This window comes from Streptomyces sp. NPDC047315, assembly GCF_040643215.1.
Classification (GTDB): Bacteria; Actinomycetota; Actinomycetes; order Streptomycetales; family Streptomycetaceae; genus Streptomyces.
On the sequence record NZ_JBEYTZ010000006.1, the window covers coordinates 299,535 to 316,726 of the forward strand.

Annotated in this window: 18 protein-coding genes and 1 pseudogene; 12 read left to right on the forward strand and 7 right to left on the reverse strand. The window is 73.6% G+C overall.

Annotation, left to right across the window (positions count from 1 at the left end):
* The 4 genes from ABZ842_RS09305 to ABZ842_RS09320 all read right to left on the reverse strand — a co-directional run bounded on the left by ABZ842_RS09305 (position 1) and on the right by ABZ842_RS09320 (position 3,022).
* Complete coding sequence (locus ABZ842_RS09305) at positions 1-1,293, reverse strand: hypothetical protein (RefSeq protein WP_361534274.1); 1,293 nt, start codon at positions 1,291-1,293, stop codon at positions 1-3.
* 97 nt (positions 1,294-1,390) lie between these two features.
* Complete coding sequence (locus ABZ842_RS09310; RefSeq protein WP_361534277.1) at positions 1,391-1,759, reverse strand: hypothetical protein; 369 nt, start codon at positions 1,757-1,759, stop codon at positions 1,391-1,393.
* Positions 1,752-2,261 (reverse strand): SigE family RNA polymerase sigma factor, encoded by a 510-nt coding sequence (locus ABZ842_RS09315; protein ID WP_361534280.1) that lies wholly within the window; start codon positions 2,259-2,261, stop codon positions 1,752-1,754. The genes ABZ842_RS09310 and ABZ842_RS09315 overlap by 8 nt, the downstream gene beginning before the upstream one ends.
* Before the next feature lie 197 nt (positions 2,262-2,458).
* Positions 2,459-3,022: a histidine phosphatase family protein gene (locus ABZ842_RS09320; RefSeq protein ID WP_361534283.1), complete on the reverse strand. Its 564-nt coding sequence runs from the start codon at positions 3,020-3,022 to the stop codon at positions 2,459-2,461.
* Between the two features lie 714 nt (positions 3,023-3,736).
* On the opposite strand from ABZ842_RS09320, the gene ABZ842_RS09325 reads away from it, so the two are divergent.
* Together ABZ842_RS09325 and ABZ842_RS09330 are read left to right on the forward strand one after the other, a co-directional pair.
* Entirely contained in the window at positions 3,737-3,967 is a 231-nt protein-coding gene (locus ABZ842_RS09325; RefSeq protein WP_361534286.1) for a CbtB-domain containing protein, read from the forward strand.
* A gap of 8 nt (positions 3,968-3,975) precedes the next feature.
* Positions 3,976-4,743: a CbtA family protein gene (locus ABZ842_RS09330; RefSeq protein WP_361534289.1), complete on the forward strand. Its 768-nt coding sequence runs from the start codon at positions 3,976-3,978 to the stop codon at positions 4,741-4,743.
* An 86-nt stretch (positions 4,744-4,829) separates the two neighbouring features.
* Here ABZ842_RS09330 and ABZ842_RS09335 read toward each other — a convergent pair whose 3' ends face one another.
* Entirely contained in the window at positions 4,830-6,191 is a 1,362-nt protein-coding gene (locus ABZ842_RS09335) for a GDSL-type esterase/lipase family protein (RefSeq protein ID WP_361534292.1), read from the reverse strand.
* Positions 6,192-6,418: 227 nt separating this feature from the next.
* Here ABZ842_RS09335 and ABZ842_RS09340 point away from each other — a divergent pair, with 227 nt between their 5' ends.
* A complete protein-coding gene (locus tag ABZ842_RS09340; RefSeq protein ID WP_361534295.1) occupies positions 6,419-6,811 on the forward strand; it encodes a VOC family protein in 393 nt (130 codons plus the stop codon).
* Here ABZ842_RS09340 and ABZ842_RS09345 read toward each other — a convergent pair.
* Both ABZ842_RS09345 and ABZ842_RS09350 read right to left on the reverse strand, forming a co-directional pair.
* Positions 6,751-7,482, reverse strand: a complete 732-nt coding sequence (locus ABZ842_RS09345) for a DUF6597 domain-containing transcriptional factor (protein WP_361534298.1) — start codon at positions 7,480-7,482, stop codon at positions 6,751-6,753. The genes ABZ842_RS09340 and ABZ842_RS09345 overlap by 61 nt on opposite strands.
* A 24-nt stretch (positions 7,483-7,506) precedes the next feature.
* Complete coding sequence (locus tag ABZ842_RS09350; protein WP_361534301.1) at positions 7,507-8,712, reverse strand: YihY/virulence factor BrkB family protein; 1,206 nt, start codon at positions 8,710-8,712, stop codon at positions 7,507-7,509.
* A 17-nt stretch (positions 8,713-8,729) separates the two neighbouring features.
* On the opposite strand from ABZ842_RS09350, the gene ABZ842_RS09355 reads away from it, so the two are divergent.
* The 9 genes and pseudogenes from ABZ842_RS09355 to ABZ842_RS09395 all read left to right on the forward strand — a co-directional run.
* Entirely contained in the window at positions 8,730-10,397 is a 1,668-nt protein-coding gene (locus ABZ842_RS09355; RefSeq protein WP_361534304.1) for an acyl-CoA dehydrogenase family protein, read from the forward strand.
* Positions 10,398-10,656: 259 nt separating this feature from the next.
* On the forward strand, positions 10,657-11,898 hold the full coding sequence (locus ABZ842_RS09360; RefSeq protein WP_361534307.1) for a GAF domain-containing protein: 1,242 nt from the start codon (positions 10,657-10,659) through the stop codon (positions 11,896-11,898).
* 86 nt (positions 11,899-11,984) lie between these two features.
* Complete coding sequence (locus ABZ842_RS09365) at positions 11,985-12,716, forward strand: class I SAM-dependent methyltransferase (protein ID WP_361534310.1); 732 nt, start codon at positions 11,985-11,987, stop codon at positions 12,714-12,716.
* Between the two features lie 60 nt (positions 12,717-12,776).
* Positions 12,777-13,343, forward strand: a complete 567-nt coding sequence (locus ABZ842_RS09370) for a GNAT family N-acetyltransferase (RefSeq protein ID WP_361534313.1) — start codon at positions 12,777-12,779, stop codon at positions 13,341-13,343.
* Positions 13,344-13,845: 502 nt separating this feature from the next.
* Positions 13,846-15,543 carry a nitrite/sulfite reductase gene (locus tag ABZ842_RS09375; protein ID WP_361534316.1) on the forward strand — a complete coding sequence of 566 codons (1,698 nt, stop codon included), beginning with the start codon at positions 13,846-13,848 and terminating at the stop codon, positions 15,541-15,543.
* A gap of 79 nt (positions 15,544-15,622) precedes the next feature.
* A complete protein-coding gene (locus ABZ842_RS09380) occupies positions 15,623-15,802 on the forward strand; it encodes a hypothetical protein (protein ID WP_361534319.1) in 180 nt (59 codons plus the stop codon).
* Positions 15,799-16,500: a phosphoadenylyl-sulfate reductase gene (locus tag ABZ842_RS09385; protein ID WP_361534322.1), complete on the forward strand. Its 702-nt coding sequence runs from the start codon at positions 15,799-15,801 to the stop codon at positions 16,498-16,500. Before ABZ842_RS09380 ends, ABZ842_RS09385 begins: the two co-directional genes overlap by 4 nt.
* A gap of 20 nt (positions 16,501-16,520) precedes the next feature.
* Complete coding sequence (gene cysC, locus ABZ842_RS09390; RefSeq protein WP_361534325.1) at positions 16,521-17,054, forward strand: adenylyl-sulfate kinase; 534 nt, start codon at positions 16,521-16,523, stop codon at positions 17,052-17,054.
* 2 nt (positions 17,055-17,056) lie between these two features.
* Positions 17,057-17,192: pseudogene (locus ABZ842_RS09395) on the forward strand (sulfate adenylyltransferase small subunit); the annotation flags it as partial.

Sequence of the window (17,192 nt, forward strand, 5' to 3'; positions counted from 1 at the left end):
TCAGATGGCGTAGCGCCAGACCGTGACCATGTACGCGCCGTACCAACTGCCGAACAGCGTCGCCCCGACGAGGACGACCGCGGCCGTACGCGGCCGGGCCCGGCCCAGCGCGCGGGCGAAGGGCAGCAGGAACACCAGCGCGGGCACCAGCAGCCGCAGCTTGGAGTGGTAGTAGTTGCTCTGCGCCAAGGTCAGCACCACCACCGTCGTGCCGTAGACGAGCAGCGGCGGCCAGGCGTCCCGGCGCCAGGCCACCACGGTCGCGACGACCGCGCCCACCAGGAGCACGGCGGTGCTCACCGGCACCCAGCCGTCGCCGCGCTCGAAGGTGTCCTTGAGGAAGCCGAAGAAGCCCGCGCCGTTGTCCCAGGCGGTCCCCCAACCGGCCTCCTGGATCAGGAACCAGGCGTTCCACTGGCCGGCGCGCCAGCCCACCCACAGCAGGTACGCGGGGGTTCCGACGCAGGCCAGCGCCACCGCCGCGAGGGGGCGCCACTCCAGGCGCCCGGCGCGGCGCAGGGCGAGCAGGGCGGCCAGCGCGAGCGCGACGGCGAGTGCGAAGGCCGCGGGTCGGGTCAGCCCAGCCAACAGGCCGGCGCAGCCCGCGGTCAGCCAGGCGCCGCGGTGCGCGGCGAGCAGTGCGGCGGCGGCCAGGGCGACGAACAGGGCCTCGCTGTAGCCCATCAGGAAGGTGAGGGCCATCGGCTGGGCGCCGGCGAGCAGCACGATCCCGACCGTCGCGGTGCGGCCGTCGTACAGCCGGGTCAGCAGGGCATGGACGGCGAACATCGCGCCCAGCAGCGACAGGTGCGCCACCACCAGGGCCGCCGCGCCGGCGTCGAGCCCGGTGATGCGGTGCAGTCCCCCGGTGAGCAGGGGGAAGAGCGGGAAGAACGCGAGGTTGTTGCCGCCTATCTCGCCCGTCTCGGTACGGGTGAACCCCTCGGGGTACCCGTCGGTGGCTATGTCCAGGTACAGCAGCGCGTCCCAGGCCAGCAGCCGGTCGCGTATGCCGGGGCCGCCGGGCGGGATCATCACGGCCAGCACCGAGAGGTGGACGAGGGTGCTGAACACGTACGTGCCGAGGACGGTCCGTACGACGTGCCCGCGGGCGTCGGGGCGCGCCGCGGAGGCCGACGCCGTGGGCCCTTCCGCGTCCCCGTCCCCGTCTGCGTCCCCGTCGCCCGTCGACGGGGACCGGGGCGACTTCGACGGCGCGGGCCCGGGCTGCGTCGGCACCAGGGAGGCACCGGCGGCGGTCGTCGGGGCGTCGGTCAGGATCGGATCGGCCATCGTGCTCCTCGCAGGTCGGACTTCGCCGTCCTTACGTTCCTCGACGGCACTCTGGTTGACATCGCGTGATGCACATCACATCGCGCCGGTCGCGGGCTCAGCCGCCCGAAGGCGTGTCCCTGCGCGGCAGGTCGGGGGTGGTCGGCGACGGGGTCGGCGGGGGCGCGGGGAAGGTGGCCGTCGGCACGGGCGGGCTCACGTCGGCCGACGGCACGCCGACGGTCGGCACGTGGACGGACGGCTCGGCGGGCCGCGCCGGTTCGCCGCCGCTGCCCGTCATCGCGAACGCCACCACCGACACCGCGGCGCACAGCAGGCCCGCGCCCGTCATCGCGGTCGCCCTGCGGCGACGCCGGCGCCGGCCCCGGGCCTCGATGGTGCGGGCGTCCGCGGGTCTGGCCCGTCGCGCGGCGGACTCCGCCGCGGTGCGGAGCCGGTCCGCCACCAACTCGTCGTGGTCAGGCATCGCGGCTCTCCCCGGTCGGTACGTGGTCGGCGTGGTCGACGAGGTGGGCGGCGAGCTTGCCGCGCGCCCTGGACAGATGGGTCTTGACGGTCCCCGCGGACAGCCGGGTCTCGGCGGCGATCCGCTCCACGGGCAGGTCGCACACGTAGTACAGCGCGGCGCACAGCCGCTGCCGGGCGGGCAGGTCCCGCAGTGCCCGCTCCAGGTCGACCGCGGCCGGGTCGGGTCCCGCGCTGACCGTCGAGTCCGCCCGGTGCCGCCAGGCCCGCTGCCCCCGCAGCACCCGCCGCCAACGGCTCACGGCGAGCCGCCACGCCACCGTGCGCACCCACGCTTCGGGCCCGAGGTCCTGCGCCAACCGGGCCCGGTGCCCCCACGCCCGTACGAACGCCTCCTGGACCACGTCCTGCGCCTCGTGGAAGTCACCGGTCATGACGTACAGCTGCCCGGTGAGCCGGTGGACGGAGCGTGCGTAGAAGTCCTCGAACTCCTCCTCGGTCAAACGTCGGCTCTCCTCGCAGCTGTACGGGTACCCGCTGACGTTACGCCGCGCCGCGCACGGCGGAGCGGCGGGTGGGGACGTCCGCGCACCACCGCGCGCACGGCGCCGCGGATCGGGACTCCCGCGCTCCGCGGCGGCGTTCGCCACCGGGGTGCGGGGCCGCCGCGCGCCCGCCCGCGCCGCGGGTGTGGGCGAGATCACGCGCCCAGGCGCAGGTTCCAGCGGCCCGCGCGCCCGGAGAGCTCGGTGAGCGCCAACGGCCGTACGTCCAGCCGCCAGAACGCCGGCGGCGGCAGGTGCAGGGCGTGCACGACCGCGGCGCGCACGACGGCCGGCTCGACGATCGCGAGCACGCGCCCCGCGGGCGCCGGGTCGGCGAGCCGGTCCAGCCAGCCGCCGACCCGCTCGCACAGCGCGAGCAGCGACTCGCCGCCGTGCGGTACGGCGGCGGGGTCGCCGAGCCAGGCGGCGACGGCGTCGGGCTCCCCGGCGGCGACCTCCGCGAGGGCGCGCCCGCGCCAGCGCCCCATGTCCCAGTCGTCGATGGCGCCTTCGACGAGGGCCGTCCGGCCGAGTTCCGCGGCGGTGTCGCGGCAGCGGGGCGAGGGGGCGGTGAGGGTGGTCGGGGTGCGGGGCACGCGGCTGGCGGCGGCGCGTACGGAGGCGCGTGCGGTTTCGCCGAGGGGTGCGCCGCGGTCGAACTGCGGGTCGCGCCCCACGGCGGTGCTCCCCGCGGCCAGCAGAGCAACCCGCACGGCCATCCCCTACCCCCTTCGGCGCGCCCGCGCCAGGCTAGCCCTCCTTCCTCAACCACGCGCCGTAACGCCGAGTGCCGTCTTACACCTGCGGCCCGGTGGTGGGCTTGTCGCGCAGTTCCCCGCGCCCCTGTTTCGCCACCCCCGTCACTTGTCTGCGGGTCGGGCAGGGGCTTTTAGGGGCGCGGGGAACTGCGCGAGCAACCACCCACCGGCCCGCGGACAAACGAGGGTTTCAGGGGCGCGGGGAACTGCGCGAGCAACCGACCACCGGCCGGCCGACGAACGAGGGTTTCAGGGGCGCGGGGAACTGCGCGACAAGCCCACCACCGGGCCGCGGGCGAACGAAGGGTTCAGGGGCGCTGGACGCCCCTGGGCGTAGGGGGCGGAACTGCACGAGCAACCGGCCACCAGGCCGCACGCGGCCGACGCGCTCGCAGGGCGACGGCGCAGGTCGGGGCTTGGCGCAGTCTTGACCCAAGGGGGGTACGGGCGTTGCCTCAGGCCGTGGCGGCAGCGACCCGTACGCGATACGGTCACGTGTACATGACGAAGGAGTGACGGAAGCCCGGTGAGATTCCGGCACGGTCGCGCCACTGTGTACCCGCACCCGCAGGGGGCCAGCGCCCCCCAGGGAACGGGAAGTCAGACCCCACCCCTTCGCCACGGCACTCTCAGGCACCACGAACGGGACGCGTCGCTCCCACTGGAGGTTCTGCCATGGCCCACTCCATCACCCCTGCCGCCGCGCCCACCACCGCGCCGCCCGTCGCCGTCACGCCCATCTCGCTGAAGGCCGTCGCCCCGTGGGCCGCCTTCTTCGGCGTGCTGATGCTGGTCCTGCTGTACTTCGTCGGCGCCGAGCAGGGCGCCGTCGCCGTCATATCCGGTGAGACCGTGCACGAATGGGTGCACGACGGCCGTCACCTGCTCGGCTTCCCCTGCCACTGACCGCCCCCGTGAACTCGACATCCGTCAGAGCCCTGCTCGTACGGGGCATGCTCGCAGGCCTGGTCGCCGGCGTGTTCGCGCTGGCCGTGGCGTACTTCCTCGGCGAAGGGCCGGTCGACGCAGCCATCGCCTTCGAGGAGGCGCACAGCGAGGGCCACCACGAAGGCGGCGAGGAACTCGTCAGCCGCACCGTGCAGTCCACCGCCGGGCTCGCCACCGGCGTCCTGGTCTTCGGGCTCGCCGTCGGCGGCATCGCGGGCCTCGCGTACTGCGTGGCCCTCGGCCGCATCGGCCGGTTCGGGCCGCGCGCCACCGCCGCGCTGGTCTCGGCCGGCGCCCTGCTCGCCGCGTACGTCGTGCCGTATCTGAAGTACCCGCCGAACCCGCCGGCCGTCGGCGACCCGGACACCATCGGGGAGCGCACCACGCTCTACTTCCTGATGATCGTGTTGAGCGTGCTGCTCACGGTGGCCGCGGTGCTCGTCGGCCGGCGGCTGGCGCCCCGGCTGGGCAATTGGCACGCGACCGTCGCGGTCGCGGCCGGCTTCGTCGTCGCGGTCGGCCTGGCGTTCGCCTTCCTGCCGTCCTTCGACGAGGTGCCAGAGGGCTTCCCGGCCTCCGTGGTCTGGGAGTTCCGACTCGCGACGCTGGCGATCCACGCCACCTTGTGGACCGTCTTCGGGCTGGTCTTCGGCGAGTTGGCCGAGCGGCTGCTCACGCCCGGTCGAGCCGGCCGCCGCACCTCCGCGGAGCGGACCTCCGCACCGGTCGGCTGATCCACCGCCCACCGCCGTGGGCCCACCGCCGTGCGCCCCCACCGGATGCCGTCGAAGCCCGGTGGGGGCGCACAGTACGAGCCCGCTCAGCCGCCGTACGAAACGGTGATCTGCTGCGGCGAGCGGTCGGCCGCGCCCACGCAGCGCGCACGCGTCGCGGGCTGGTCGGGCGTGGCGGTGAGCTTGCCGACGACCTCGGTCAGGCAGTGGCTGAGCGCCTGCTGCCCGTAGTAGTTGGGGTGCAGGACCTCCCGCGCCTCGTCGGCGGGCAGCTGCACCCGCGCCCGGGGTACGTAGCGGGCCCACTGCGCCTGCGCCGCGGACGGCGCATCCACGGTGCCGTCGGCCGTGAACGTCGTCTGGAGCGGCTGGCTGGCGCACACCTGGTGGCCCTCCAGCAGCCGGCCCAGCTCCACGAAGTCGGCGCCCGCGGCCTTCGCGGCCTTCTTGATCTCGGCGTTGAGGGCCCGCCCGATGTCCTTGGCGAGCCATTGGAGGTCGCGGTTGTAGAAGGGGCAGCCGTACGCGCTCCAGCGGTCCCAGCTGTTCTCGTCGTGCCCGTCGGTGGCGGCGGCCTCGCCGGACGCCAGCGGCAGCGGGTAGGACTGGAGGATCACGCGCGGCGCCGACCCGGTGCCCTCGACGGCGGCGCGCACCGCCTGCACGGCCTCGGCGACCTTCTCCCCCACCGCCGCGGTGCGTTCGCCGGCGGGGCCGGTGATCGCGGGGTCGGTGGAGCAGTAGCGGTTGTCCTTCCAGGCGTCGGCGCACACCGCCATGGTGTCCGTCAGGCGGACGTCCGTCCCGCCGACCGAGACGATCACGGCGGTGACGTCGTTCTCGGTGGCCAGCTTCCGCAGCTGCTCCAGTTGGGCCTGCTGGTTCTCCACCGGTCGCGACAGCTGCTCGGTCGCCGCCCCCGAGCAGGCGATGTTGTGGTGTCGGCCGGCGTCGTTCGCGGCCAGCACCACGGCGTCCGAGCGACGGCAGTCGGCGCTGTAGATCTTCTCCAGGGCGACGCCCGCGGACCGGGTGCGGTCGGTGGCGTCCCGGAGCTCCTGGGGCACGCCGCCGTTGTTCTTCAGCCCCTGGGCGTTGCCCGCCCACCGGGCGCCCTCCCCCGCCAGGAAGCCGTCGCCGACGGTCACCACCGCCCGGGGCCGCGCGGGCGTCGGCTTGGGGTCGATCTGGTGGGTGATGTCGGGCTGGGGGGCGCCCTGACCGGGCGTGCCCGGGTGCGGCGTGGCCGGCGCCGGCTCGGCGGGCCCGGTCGCCTGGGGCCGCGGGGCGGCGGCGGTCGCCGCGGGCGAGCCGATGGCGACGGCCGCGGGGACGAGGGCGAGCGCGCACAGCGCGACCAGGGCCGTGCGGGTACGGCGGATGCTGCGGGGGCGCGCCACGGCCCGGCGTGCGCCGGGCGCGGGGGCCCCGGAGGGGAGTTCGGTCATCGGTGGAGTCCTCGGTGCGTGAGTTTCCGTGGGATGGGTCGATGTCGTGGCCCCCCTTGGATCCTCATTGAGTGGCCCGCTGCGCGCCCGGGGCGGCTGGCCACGCCCGTGGCGCCGGGAGATCACCCGTTCGGATCGGCCGGCCGCAGGTCCGGCGCCGCCCCGTCGACCCCCGGGTGTCCGATTCGTTCAAGACCGGCCGCGCGGCCGGCTCCTACGGTGGGCTCATGACCGTACGACTCGACGCGATCAGCATCGTGGCCGCCGACATGGCCGCCTCCCTCTCCTTCTACCGCCGCCTCGGGCTCGACCTGCCCGCCGACGCGGACGCCGCCCCGCACGTGGAGGCCGTCCTCCCGGGCGGGCTGCGCGTCCTGTGGGACACCGAGGACGTGGTGCGCACCTACGACCCGACGTGGACCCGCCCGCAGGGCGGCGACCGACTCGGCCTCGCCTTCCGCTGCGACCGGCCCGAGGACGTCGACGCGCTCCACGCGGACCTCGTCGCCGCCGGCCACCGCAGCCATCTGGCGCCGTGGGACGCGGTGTGGGGGCAGCGCTACGCGGTCGTGCTCGACCCCGACGGCGCGGGCGTCTCGCTCTTCGCCGACGCGCAGTAGTCGCCGAGGGTCATGCCGGCCAGGTCGCGCACCTCCCGCGCGAGGTGCGCCTGGTCGGCGTAGCCCGCGGCGAGCGCGGCCCCGGCGTACGGGGCGCCGCGCCAGACGAGGTCGAGCGCCCGCTGGAGCCGTAGCACCCGGGCCAGGGTCTTGGGGCCGTAGCCGAAGCCCACCAGGGCGCGGCGGTGCAACTGCCGGGCCCCGAGGCCCACCGCGCCGGCCGCGGCGGCGACCGTCGCCCCGCCGTCCAGGAGCCGGGCGACCTCGCGCAGCAGCGGGTCGAAGGGCGCGTCGGCCGCACGGGCGACCGCGATCTCCTCCAGGGCGGCGACCGGGTCGGGTGCGGCGTCGATCCGCTCCGTCAGCCGGCGCGCGGCGCGTGCGCCCCACAGGTCGGCCAGGTCCACCCGGCGGTCCAGGAGTTCGTGCGCGGGCACCTTCAGGACGGCGGGCGCGGTGCCGGGTGCGAAGCGCACGCCGGCGTACCGGCGCGGCCCGCTCTCCCCCGGTACGTACGCCCGGGTGTCGGGGCCGGCCACGTAGAGACGTCCGGGGGTCCACAGCAGGTCCATGCAGCCGTCGGGCAGCACCGCCCGCACCGGGTCCGCGGCGCGCTGCTCCCGCGTCCAGAGCACCGCGCCGTCCACCGCGCTGACACGTTCCTCGTACACCGTTGCGAGGTTACGGAACGGTCCTCAGGGGCCGTCCTTGGGGCGGCTGCGCCCGTTGACCTCGGGCGGGGGTCCGGGCTTCTGCTGGGACTCGGGACGGTCCGTCTTGGCCGGGTGCAGGATGCGGGACTTCACGTCGTCCGGGGGCAGGAAGCGGGACCAGCGCTCGGGGAACTCCGACGGCATGTCGCCGGGGCCGCCGTCCCCGTCGTCGTCGGCCTCCGCCTCGTACAGCCGGGCGGCCTGGGCCCGCGCCAGCACCTCCACCGCCTGGGCCTCGCGCAGCCGCTCGTTGGCGGCGCGGGCGGCGGCGGTGGCCACGGACGGCCAGACGCGGTCGATCGCCGCGTTCACGGCGGCGCCGACGAGCACGGCGAAGGCGGAGATGCCGATCCACAGGAGCACCGCGATGGGCGCGGCGAGTGAGCCGTAGATCGTGGGGCCCTCGACGGTGCTGGTGAGGTAGATGCGGAGCAGGAAGCTGCCGAGGACCCACATGCCGAGGGCGACCAGCGCGCCGGGCACGTCCTCGATCCAGGGCGAGCGGACCGGCACGGAGACGTGGTACAGCGTCGTCAGGAAGGCGACGGAGAGCAGGATCACCACCGGCCAGTACAGGACGGTGACGACGGTGTTGCCCCAGGGCACCAGCTCCACCACCCGGTCGGGGCCGACGACCGCGAGCGGCAGCACGACCGCGCCGATGAGCAGGGCGACGAGGTAGAGCAGGAACGCCAGCAGCCGGGTGGCGACGATGCCGCGGTGGCCGTCGAGCCCGTACATGACGGTGATGGTGTCGATGAAGACGTTCACGGCCCGGGAGCCGGACCACAGGGCGATCGCGAAGCCGATGGAGATCAGGTCGGGCCGGCCACCGTGGGTGACGTCGGACAGCAGGGGCCGGGCGATCTCGTTGACGCCCCGGTCGGACAGCACGGTACCGACCGCGCTGAGGATGTTCTGCTCGATGGAGGCGACGGTGGTGGTGTCGGTCCAGGAGTCGATGTAGCCGAGGAGCCCGAGCAGACCCATCATCAGCGGCGGCAGCGACAGCAGGGTGAAGAACGCCGCCTCCGCCGCCAGCCCGAGGATGCGGTACTCGATGCAGGAGTTGACGGTGTCCTTCAGCAGCAGCCAGGCCATCCTCCGCTTGGAGACGTTCCGGTAGAGGACGCGGGCCCTGTGGAGCCGGCCCGATGACCGTTCGGGTGTTTCTTTTGCTGCCTGCACCTCCTTACCGTATCGGCATGGCGACTAGCACCCACACAGTGACCAACCAGGCTCCGCCCCTGGTGGGGTACGACGTCTACGCGTCCGACCGCGCGCTCTCCGAAGCCGTCGAGCGCCATGTGGCGCCGGAGCTGATCGGGGCCGTCCGCGAGGAACTGGGCGAGCTGGGTCGTACCGCGGGGTCGGCCCAGGCCCAGGAGTGGGGGGCGCTGGCCAACGAGCACCCCCCGAAGCTGCGCACCCACGACCGGTACGGCAATCGGATCGACGAGGTCGAGTTCCATCCGTCCTGGCACCGGCTGCTGGGGCACGCCGTCGGGGCGGGGCTCACCGACGCCTGGGGGCGGCCGGCGGGGCACGTGCGGCGCGCCGCCGGGTTCCTGGTGTGGACGCAGACGGAGGCCGGGCACGGCTGTCCACTGTCGATGACGCACGCGGCGGTGCCGGCGCTGCGCACCGACCCGGAGTTGGCGGCCGAGTGGGAGCCCCGGCTGACCTCGCACGTGTACGTAAAGGAGCTGCTGCCGGCCGGTCACAAGCCGGGTGCGCTCTTCGGCATGGGGATGACGGAGAAGCAGGGCGGCAGCGACGTGCGGGCGAACACCACGTCGGCGGTGCCGCTGGCGGGCGGGGCCGGGGAGTACGTCCTGACCGGGCACAAGTGGTTCTGTTCGGCCCCGATGTCGGACGGCTTCCTGGTGCTGGCGCAGGCCCCTGGGGGCACCTCCCGTGCCGAAGGCTACGGGGGAGGACTCACCTGCTTCCTGGTGCCGCGGGTGCTCGCGGACGGCACGCGCAACGTCTTCCGCATCCAGCGGCTCAAGGACAAGCTGGGCAACCGCTCGAACGCGTCGAGCGAGGTGGAGTTCGACGGCACCTGGGCGCGGCGGGTCGGCGAGGAGGGCCGGGGCGTGCGGACCATCATCGAGATGGTCGCGGCCACCCGGCTGGACTGCGTGGTGGGTTCGGCCGCGCAGATGCGTCAGGCCGTGGCGCAGGCGGTGCACCACTCGGCGTACCGCAGCGCCTTCGGCGGGCTGCTGATCGACAAGCCGCTGATGCGCAACGTGCTGGCGGACCTGGCGCTGGAGTCGGAGGCGGCGACGGTGCTGGGCCTGCGGCTGGCGGCGGCGTACGACGCGGACACGGAGCAGGAGCGGGCCCTGCTGCGGCTCGCGGTGCCGGCGGCGAAGTACTGGGTGACCAAGCGCTGCACGCCGATGGTGGCGGAGGCGCTGGAGTGCCTGGGCGGCAACGGCTACGTGGAGGAGTCCGGGATGCCGCGGCTGCTGCGCGAGGCGCCGCTGAACTCGATCTGGGAGGGCGCGGGCAACGTCCAGGCGCTGGACGTGCTGCGGGCGCTGCAGCGGGAGCCGGGGGCGCTGGACGCGTTCCTCCAGGAGGTCGGGCAGGCGCGCGGCGCGGACCACCGGCTGGACGGGGCGATCAAGGACCTGTTGACCGAGTTGGCCGACCTCGACGGCATCGAGGGGCGGGCGCGGCGGCTGGTGGAGCGGCTGGCGCTGGTGCACCAGGGGTCGTTGCTGGTGCGGTTCGCCCCGTCGGAGGTGGCGGACGCGTTCTGCGCGTCGCGGCTGGGCGGGGACTGGGGGGCGGCGTTCGGGACGCTGCCCGGCGGCCTGCCGACGGAGGCGATCGTGGAGCGGGCGCGGGCCGTGGTGTGACGGCGGCGCCGAACGGGGGTCCGGGCCATCACCGGGCACCGTGTTCAAAAGGGTTTGGCACCCGGTATTGCGGGGGCCGCCCACAAAGATGATCATGGTCGGGGTGGTGCTGCGCCGACACGGCACCACCCCTCGCGCTGTACACCTTCGTACACACGCACGCCCATTCGCGAGGGTTGCAGGGGGTTGCAGCCATTGCGAGCTATCGCCGCATCACGGGTACGCCATCCGTACCGCGGCCGAGGAGGACCACCGCGTCGTGCCCACCAAGCCGATGGATCTGGCCAAGCTCGCCGCCATGGACCTGGCAGAGGCCACCAGACTGCTGAAGGGGGTGCGGGAAGCAGCGCTCGGCGGGCGTCGTTCGCCGGTCGGGCCCAGGGCGGACATCGAGGCGTCGTGGCAGCGGCTGCTGCGCGCCGGCCTCGATCCCGACCGGGGGCGGCGGCCCGGGGTGCTCCCCCGCGAGGAGGTCGAACGGCGCCGGGGCGAGTCCCCGTTGCGCGAGGTCCTGCCGGTGCTGCGCGAGGGCCTGGTGTCCATTGCGGACGCGGCCCAGCACATGGTGACCGTCGCGGACGCCGACTCCCGGCTGCTGTGGCGCGAGGGCAAGGCGGCGGTGTTGCGCAAGGGCGACGCGCACGGCTTCGTCGTCGGCTCCGACTGGAGCGAGGAGCTGACGGGGACCAGCGGCATCGGCACGGTCCTGGTGGCCCGTCGGCCGCTGCACGTGCACGCAGCGGAACACTTCGTCGCCGCGTACCACTCCTGGACGTGCGCGGGCGCGCCGGTGACCGATCCGCGCGACGGCCGGCTGCTCGGGGTCATCAACGTCAGCGGCCCGCTCGCCACCGTGCACCCCACCACGCTGCCGCTGGTCACCGCCGTCACCCGGCTCGCCGAGGCGGAGCTGCGCACCCGGCACCTCACGGCGCTGGAGCGACTGCGGAGCGTCGCGCTGCCGCTGCTGGGCAAGATGACCGGGCGGGCCGTGGTGGTGGACGCGAACGGCTGGACCGCGGCGGTGATCGGCATGCCGCCCCCGCCGGGGCGGCTGCAACTACCCCGCTACCCGGCGGCCGGCCCGTGCTGGATCCCCTCGCTCGGCACGGCCACCGTCGAGCCGGTCCCCGGCGGCTGGCTCCTGCGGGCCACCGGCCCCGGCGGCCCCGGCCCGGTCGCCAAGATCGCGCTCGACCTCAGCCGGCCGCGGCACGCCTCCGCGACGGTGTCCGGGGAGGCCGGCAGTTGGGTGCAGGAGCTCAGCCCGCGCCATGCCGAGCTGCTGTGCACGCTCGCCGTCCACCGCGACGGCCGCAGCGCGGCCCAGCTCGCGGAGCACCTGTTCGGCGACCCGACGCGCACGGTCACCGTCCGCGCGGAGATGTCCCGGCTACGCCGCCAACTCCCCCACGTGCTCGCCAGCCGGCCCTATCGATTCGCGGACGGCATCGACGTGGAGGTGCTGCGCGGCCCGCACGCGGACCCCCACTCCTGTTGATCCACGGCCCGTTCGCCCCGTCGGCGGGGGCATCACCGCGATAATCGTTCGCGCCCGCGAACGGCCGGCTGGTTGACTCCTGCGCCGTGACAGGACTCAACGATCCCGCTTTCTTCGACCGTTACGCATCCGACTACGACGAACACAGCTGGCGCGACCCCGCCGCCGCCGTCGACGTGCTGGCCGAGTTGGCGCCGCAGGGCGGACGCGCCCTCGAACTCGCCATCGGCACGGGGCGCGTCGCCCTCCCCCTCACCGCGCGCGGGGTGCGGGTGGAGGGGATCGACGGCTCGTCCGCGATGGTGGAGCAGCTGCGGGCCAAGCCGGGCGGCGCCGAGATCCCGGTCACGATCGGCGACATGGCCGACGTGGCGGTGGAGGGCCCCTTCCACCTCTCGTACCTCGTCTACAACACCCTCTACAACCTGCCGAGCCAGCAGCGCCAGCTCGACTGCTTCCGCAACGTGGCGGCGGTGCTGGCGCCGGGCGGGGTCTTCGTGGTCGAGGGCTTCCTCGTCGACCTGACGCAGTTCGACCAGCACCAGCGGGTGGCCACCCGCGGGCTGACCGAGGACTCGGTGCGGATGGAGTTCCTGGTCCACGACCCGGTGGAGCAGGCGATCACCTTCCAGCGCGTCGCCTTCAGCGAGGCCGGCACCCGGCTGAGCCCGCTGCGGCTGCGCTACGTCTGGCCGAGCGAGCTGGACCTGATGGCGCGGCTCGCCGGGTTGCGGCTGCGTCACCGCTGGGCCGGCTGGGACCGGTCCCCCTTCACCCGGGACAGCGGCAGCCACGTCTCGGTGTACGAGAAGGAGTGACCGGGGCGGCCGGGGAGCCCCGCGCTTGGGGCCGGCAGCGGCACGTGGTTCCCTGGCCGCATGAGCATCCGCGTCACCACCTGGTCCCTCGAACAGACCTCGCCCGCCGACCAGCGCCCCGCCAAGCCCGCCGGCGCGGACGTCACCGTCGTCCGGGCCGAGGTGCCGTCGCCCGAGTTCAGCCGGTTCCTGTACACGGCCGTGGGCGGGGACGTCACCTGGACCGACCGGCTCCCGATGACGTACGCGCAGTGGGAGCAGACCCTGACCCGGCCCGGCACCGAGACCTGGGTGGCGTACGAGAAGGGGACGCCCGCGGGGTACGCGGAGATCCAGGCGCAGGACGAGGGCTCGGTGGAGATCGTCTACTTCGGGCTGATCGCCGCCTTCCGCGGGCGCGGCATCGGGGGGCACCTGCTGTCGTACGCCACCGCCCGCGCCTGGGACCTCGCGGACCGCTGGCCGGGGCTCGCGCCGACCAAGCGGGTGTGGCTGCACACCTGCTCCAAGGACGGCCCGCACGCGATGGACAACTACGTCCGGCGCGGCTTCACGCTCTTCGAGACGGAAGAGGCGGACGAGACCGAGCAGCCCACCCCGGGGCCCTGGCCGGGCGCCCACGGCTGAGCCGGCGAGACAGCCGACCGACGGCCGACCCGACAGCCCCGACGACCCGACCGGGTGCGCCTGCCGCCCGGTCGGGACCACTCCGACTGACCACTCATCATCTCATCAAGCGAGACATCATTGTCCACCATTCGGATGATGGTGGACTCGCCTCGGACCGCCGTGCCACGCTTCCCCCATGTCTCGTCCTGGAATCGCCTTGGTGAGTCGGCGGCACGTCGACCACGGCCGCATGTCCAGCGCCATCTGTCCCGCCGGCTGACGCTTCGCCGCACAGCCGTACCCGGTCGCACCAGCCGAGCATCTCCGCCGCCTGATCTGATCCGCCCTGCCGCGTTTCACCTCTGCACGCACCTGCCTGCTCGCTTTCGCCTCGCCCCGCTTCCAGCGCTTTCGCACGCCCCGCTCCGCACCGCACCGCACACCGCATCCTGCGCACCGTCGCGCCTCCAGCGGGTGTGCTGCTCAGAGCCGCCCTCCTGCTGCCTCGAAGGACACCGCCATGGCCGCCACGCCTCCAGAGCCCGCCCCCGCCGCACCCCACCGCAAGACCGGCCGGCACCGCGGCGAGGGACAGTGGGCCGTGGGCCACATGACGCCCCTGAACGCCAACGAGCAGACCAAGAAGGACGACGACGGTCTCAACGTACGGACACGTATTGAGACGATCTACGCCCACCGCGGTTTCGACTCCATCGACGGCGCCGACCTGCGCGGTCGGATGCGCTGGTGGGGCCTGTACACCCAGCGCAAGCCCGGGATCGACGGCGGGAAGACCGCGATCCTGGAGCCGGAGGAGCTGGACGACAAGTACTTCATGCTCCGCGTCCGAATCGACGGCGGCGGGCTGACCACCCGTCAACTGCGGGTGATCGGCGAGATCTCCCAGGAGTTCGCCCGCGGCACCGCCGACATCACCGACCGGCAGAACGTCCAGTACCACTGGATCCGCATCGAGGACGTCCCCGAGATCTGGCGGCGCCTCGAAGCGGTGGGCCTGTCGACGACGGAGGCGTGCGGCGACACCCCGCGCGTGATCCTCGGCTCGCCCGTCGCCGGCATCGCCGAGGACGAGATCGTCGACGGCACCCCGGCGATCGAGGAGATCCAGCGCCGCGTGATCGGCAACAAGGACTTCTCCAACCTGCCCCGCAAGTTCAAGTCGGCGATCTCCGGCTCCCCGCTGCTGGACGTGGCGCACGAGATCAACGACGTCTCCTTCGTCGGCGTGCGCCACCCGGAACTCGGCCCCGGCTTCGACGTGTGGGTCGGCGGCGGACTCTCCACCAACCCCAAGCTCGGCGTGCGGCTCGGCACCTGGGTGCCGCTGGAGGACGTGCCCGACGTCTACGAGGGCGTCATCGCCATCTTCCGCGACTACGGCTACCGCCGGCTGCGCAACCGCGCCCGGCTGAAGTTCCTCGTCGCCGACTGGGGCGCGGAGAAGTTCCGTCAGGTCCTGGAGGACCAGTACCTGCTGCGCAAGCTCGCCGACGGGCCGGCGCCCGAGGTGCCCCAGCAGCAGTGGCGCGACCACGTCGGCGTGCACCGGCAGCAGGACGGCCGCTTCTACGTCGGCTTCGCACCGCGCGTCGGCCGGGTGGACGGCACGATCCTCACCAAGATCGCCGAGCTGGCCGAGGAGCACGGCTCCGGCCGGGTGCGGACCACCGCCGAGCAGAAGATGATCGTGCTCGACGTCGCGGAGCCCCAGGTCGAATCGCTGGTCGCGGGCCTGGAGGCGCTGGACCTGCGGGTGACGCCCTCGCCGTTCCGCCGCGGCACGATGGCCTGCACCGGCATCGAGTTCTGCAAGCTCGCCATCGTCGAGACCAAGGCCAGGGGTGCCTCGCTCATCGACGAACTGGAGCGCCGCATCCCGGAGTTCGACCAGCCGATCACGATCAACCTCAACGGCTGCCCGAACGCCTGCGCCCGCATCCAGGTCGCCGACATCGGCCTCAAGGGCCAACTCGTCCTCGACGACGACGGCAACCAGGTCGAGGGCTACCAGGTGCACCTGGGCGGCGCGCTCGGCCTGGACCCCGGCTTCGGCCGCAAGGTCCGGGGCCTGAAGGTCACCGCGGACGAACTCCCGGACTACGTGGAGCGCGTCCTGCGCCGCTTCCAGCAGGAGCGCACGGAGGGCGAGCGCTTCGCCACCTGGGCGGCCAGGGCCGCCGAGGAGGCGCTCAAGTGAGCGTCCCCCGCCCGTACCGCACCACTACCACCACCATCTCCACCACCCCCACCAGCACGCCCGTGAACAGGAGGACGGCATGAGCGAGCGGGCCGCGCCGTTCTACTGCCCCTACTGCGGGGACGAGGACCTGCGCCCCAGCGAAGAAGGGCACGGCGCCTGGGAATGCGCGGCGTGCAGTCGAGCCTTCCAACTGAAGTTCCTCGGGCTGCTGGCCCGTGGGCTTCAGCGCAACGACAGTGGAGAGAACGACATATGACGGTCACTCAGACTGCCGAACGACTCCGCGGCCTCGCCGAGCGCGCCGGCCGCGACCTGGAGGACGCGCCCGCACTCGCCGTCCTGACCTGGGCCGCCGAGACCTTCGGCGCGCGCTTCTGCGTCACCTCCTCCATGGAGGACGCGGTCGTCGCCCACCTCGCGTCCCGCGCCCTGCCGGGCGTGGACGTGGTCTTCCTCGACACCGGCTACCACTTCCCGGAGACGATCGGGACGCGGGACGCCGTCGAGGCCGTGATGGACGTCAACGTCATCACCATCACGCCGCGGCAGACCGTGGCGGAGCAGGACGCCGAGCACGGGCCGAGGCTGCACGACCGCGACCCGGACCTGTGCTGCGCCCTGCGCAAGGTCGGTCCCCTGGAGCAGGGGCTGGCCGGGTACGACGCCTGGGCCACCGGCCTGCGCCGGGACGAGTCCCCGACCCGGGCGAACACCCCGGTCGTCGGCTGGGACGAGAAGCGGCAGAAGGTGAAGGTGTCACCGATCGCCCGGTGGACCCAGGACGACGTGGACGCGTACGTCGCCGAGCACGGCGTCCTCACCAACCCCCTGTTGATGGACGGGTACGCCTCCGTAGGCTGTGCGCCCTGCACCCGCAGGGTCCTGGCGGGCGAGGACGCCCGCGCCGGCCGGTGGGCCGGACGGGGCAAGACCGAATGCGGGCTGCACGGCTGATGACGACTCAGGAGACTGCCATGACCGGAGCCACCATCTGGCTGACTGGCCTGCCCAGCGCCGGCAAGACCACCATCGCGTACGCCCTGGCCGAGCAGCTCGGCTCGGCCGGCCACCGCACCGAGGTGCTGGACGGCGACGAGATACGCGAGTTCCTCTCCGCGGGACTCGGCTTCGACCGCAAGGACCGCCACACGAACGTCCAGCGGATCGGCTTCGTGGCCGAACTGCTCGCCTCGCACGGCGTGAAGGTGCTCGTCCCGGTGATCGCACCGTACGCGGACAGCCGCGAGGCCGTGCGCAAGCGCCACGAGACCGCGGGCACCCCGTACGTCGAGGTGCACATCGCGACGCCGGTGGAGGTGTGCTCCGAGCGCGACGTGAAGGGGCTGTACGCCAAGCAGGCGGCCGGCGAGATCAGCGGACTGACCGGAGTGGACGACCCGTACGAGGAGCCCGTCTCCCCGGACCTGCGCATCCAGTCACAGGACCAGACCGTGGCGGAGTCCGCGGACGCCGTGTTCGCGCTGTTGACCGAGAGGGGCCTGGTGTGAGCCTGGTGACCGGCGTGCGCGCCGACGTGGATGACAGTCCGTACGCCTTGTCGCATTTGGATGCGTTGGAGTCGGAGTCGGTTCATGTGGTGCGGGAGGTGGCGGGGGAGTTCGAGCGTCCGGTGGTGTTGTTCTCCG

What these genes read in the sequence shown, in the direction of transcription:
- ABZ842_RS09325 (WP_361534286.1), top strand. Translation starts at nt 3,737, where the DNA reads ATGGCCCACTCCATCACCCCTGCCGCCGCGCCCACCACCGCGCCGCCC.
- ABZ842_RS09370 (WP_361534313.1), top strand. Translation starts at nt 12,777, where the DNA reads ATGAGCATCCGCGTCACCACCTGGTCCCTCGAACAGACCTCGCCCGCC.
- ABZ842_RS09380 (WP_361534319.1), top strand. Translation starts at nt 15,623, where the DNA reads ATGAGCGAGCGGGCCGCGCCGTTCTACTGCCCCTACTGCGGGGACGAG.
- ABZ842_RS09335 (WP_361534292.1), bottom strand. Translation starts at nt 6,191, where the DNA reads ATGACCGAACTCCCCTCCGGGGCCCCCGCGCCCGGCGCACGCCGGGCC.
- ABZ842_RS09340 (WP_361534295.1), top strand. Translation starts at nt 6,419, where the DNA reads ATGACCGTACGACTCGACGCGATCAGCATCGTGGCCGCCGACATGGCC.
- ABZ842_RS09305 (WP_361534274.1), bottom strand. Translation starts at nt 1,293, where the DNA reads ATGGCCGATCCGATCCTGACCGACGCCCCGACGACCGCCGCCGGTGCC.
- ABZ842_RS09375 (WP_361534316.1), top strand. Translation starts at nt 13,846, where the DNA reads ATGGCCGCCACGCCTCCAGAGCCCGCCCCCGCCGCACCCCACCGCAAG.
- ABZ842_RS09355 (WP_361534304.1), top strand. Translation starts at nt 8,730, where the DNA reads ATGGCGACTAGCACCCACACAGTGACCAACCAGGCTCCGCCCCTGGTG.
- cysC (WP_361534325.1), top strand. Translation starts at nt 16,521, where the DNA reads ATGACCGGAGCCACCATCTGGCTGACTGGCCTGCCCAGCGCCGGCAAG.
- ABZ842_RS09310 (WP_361534277.1), bottom strand. Translation starts at nt 1,759, where the DNA reads ATGCCTGACCACGACGAGTTGGTGGCGGACCGGCTCCGCACCGCGGCG.
- ABZ842_RS09385 (WP_361534322.1), top strand. Translation starts at nt 15,799, where the DNA reads ATGACGGTCACTCAGACTGCCGAACGACTCCGCGGCCTCGCCGAGCGC.
- ABZ842_RS09320 (WP_361534283.1), bottom strand. Translation starts at nt 3,022, where the DNA reads ATGGCCGTGCGGGTTGCTCTGCTGGCCGCGGGGAGCACCGCCGTGGGG.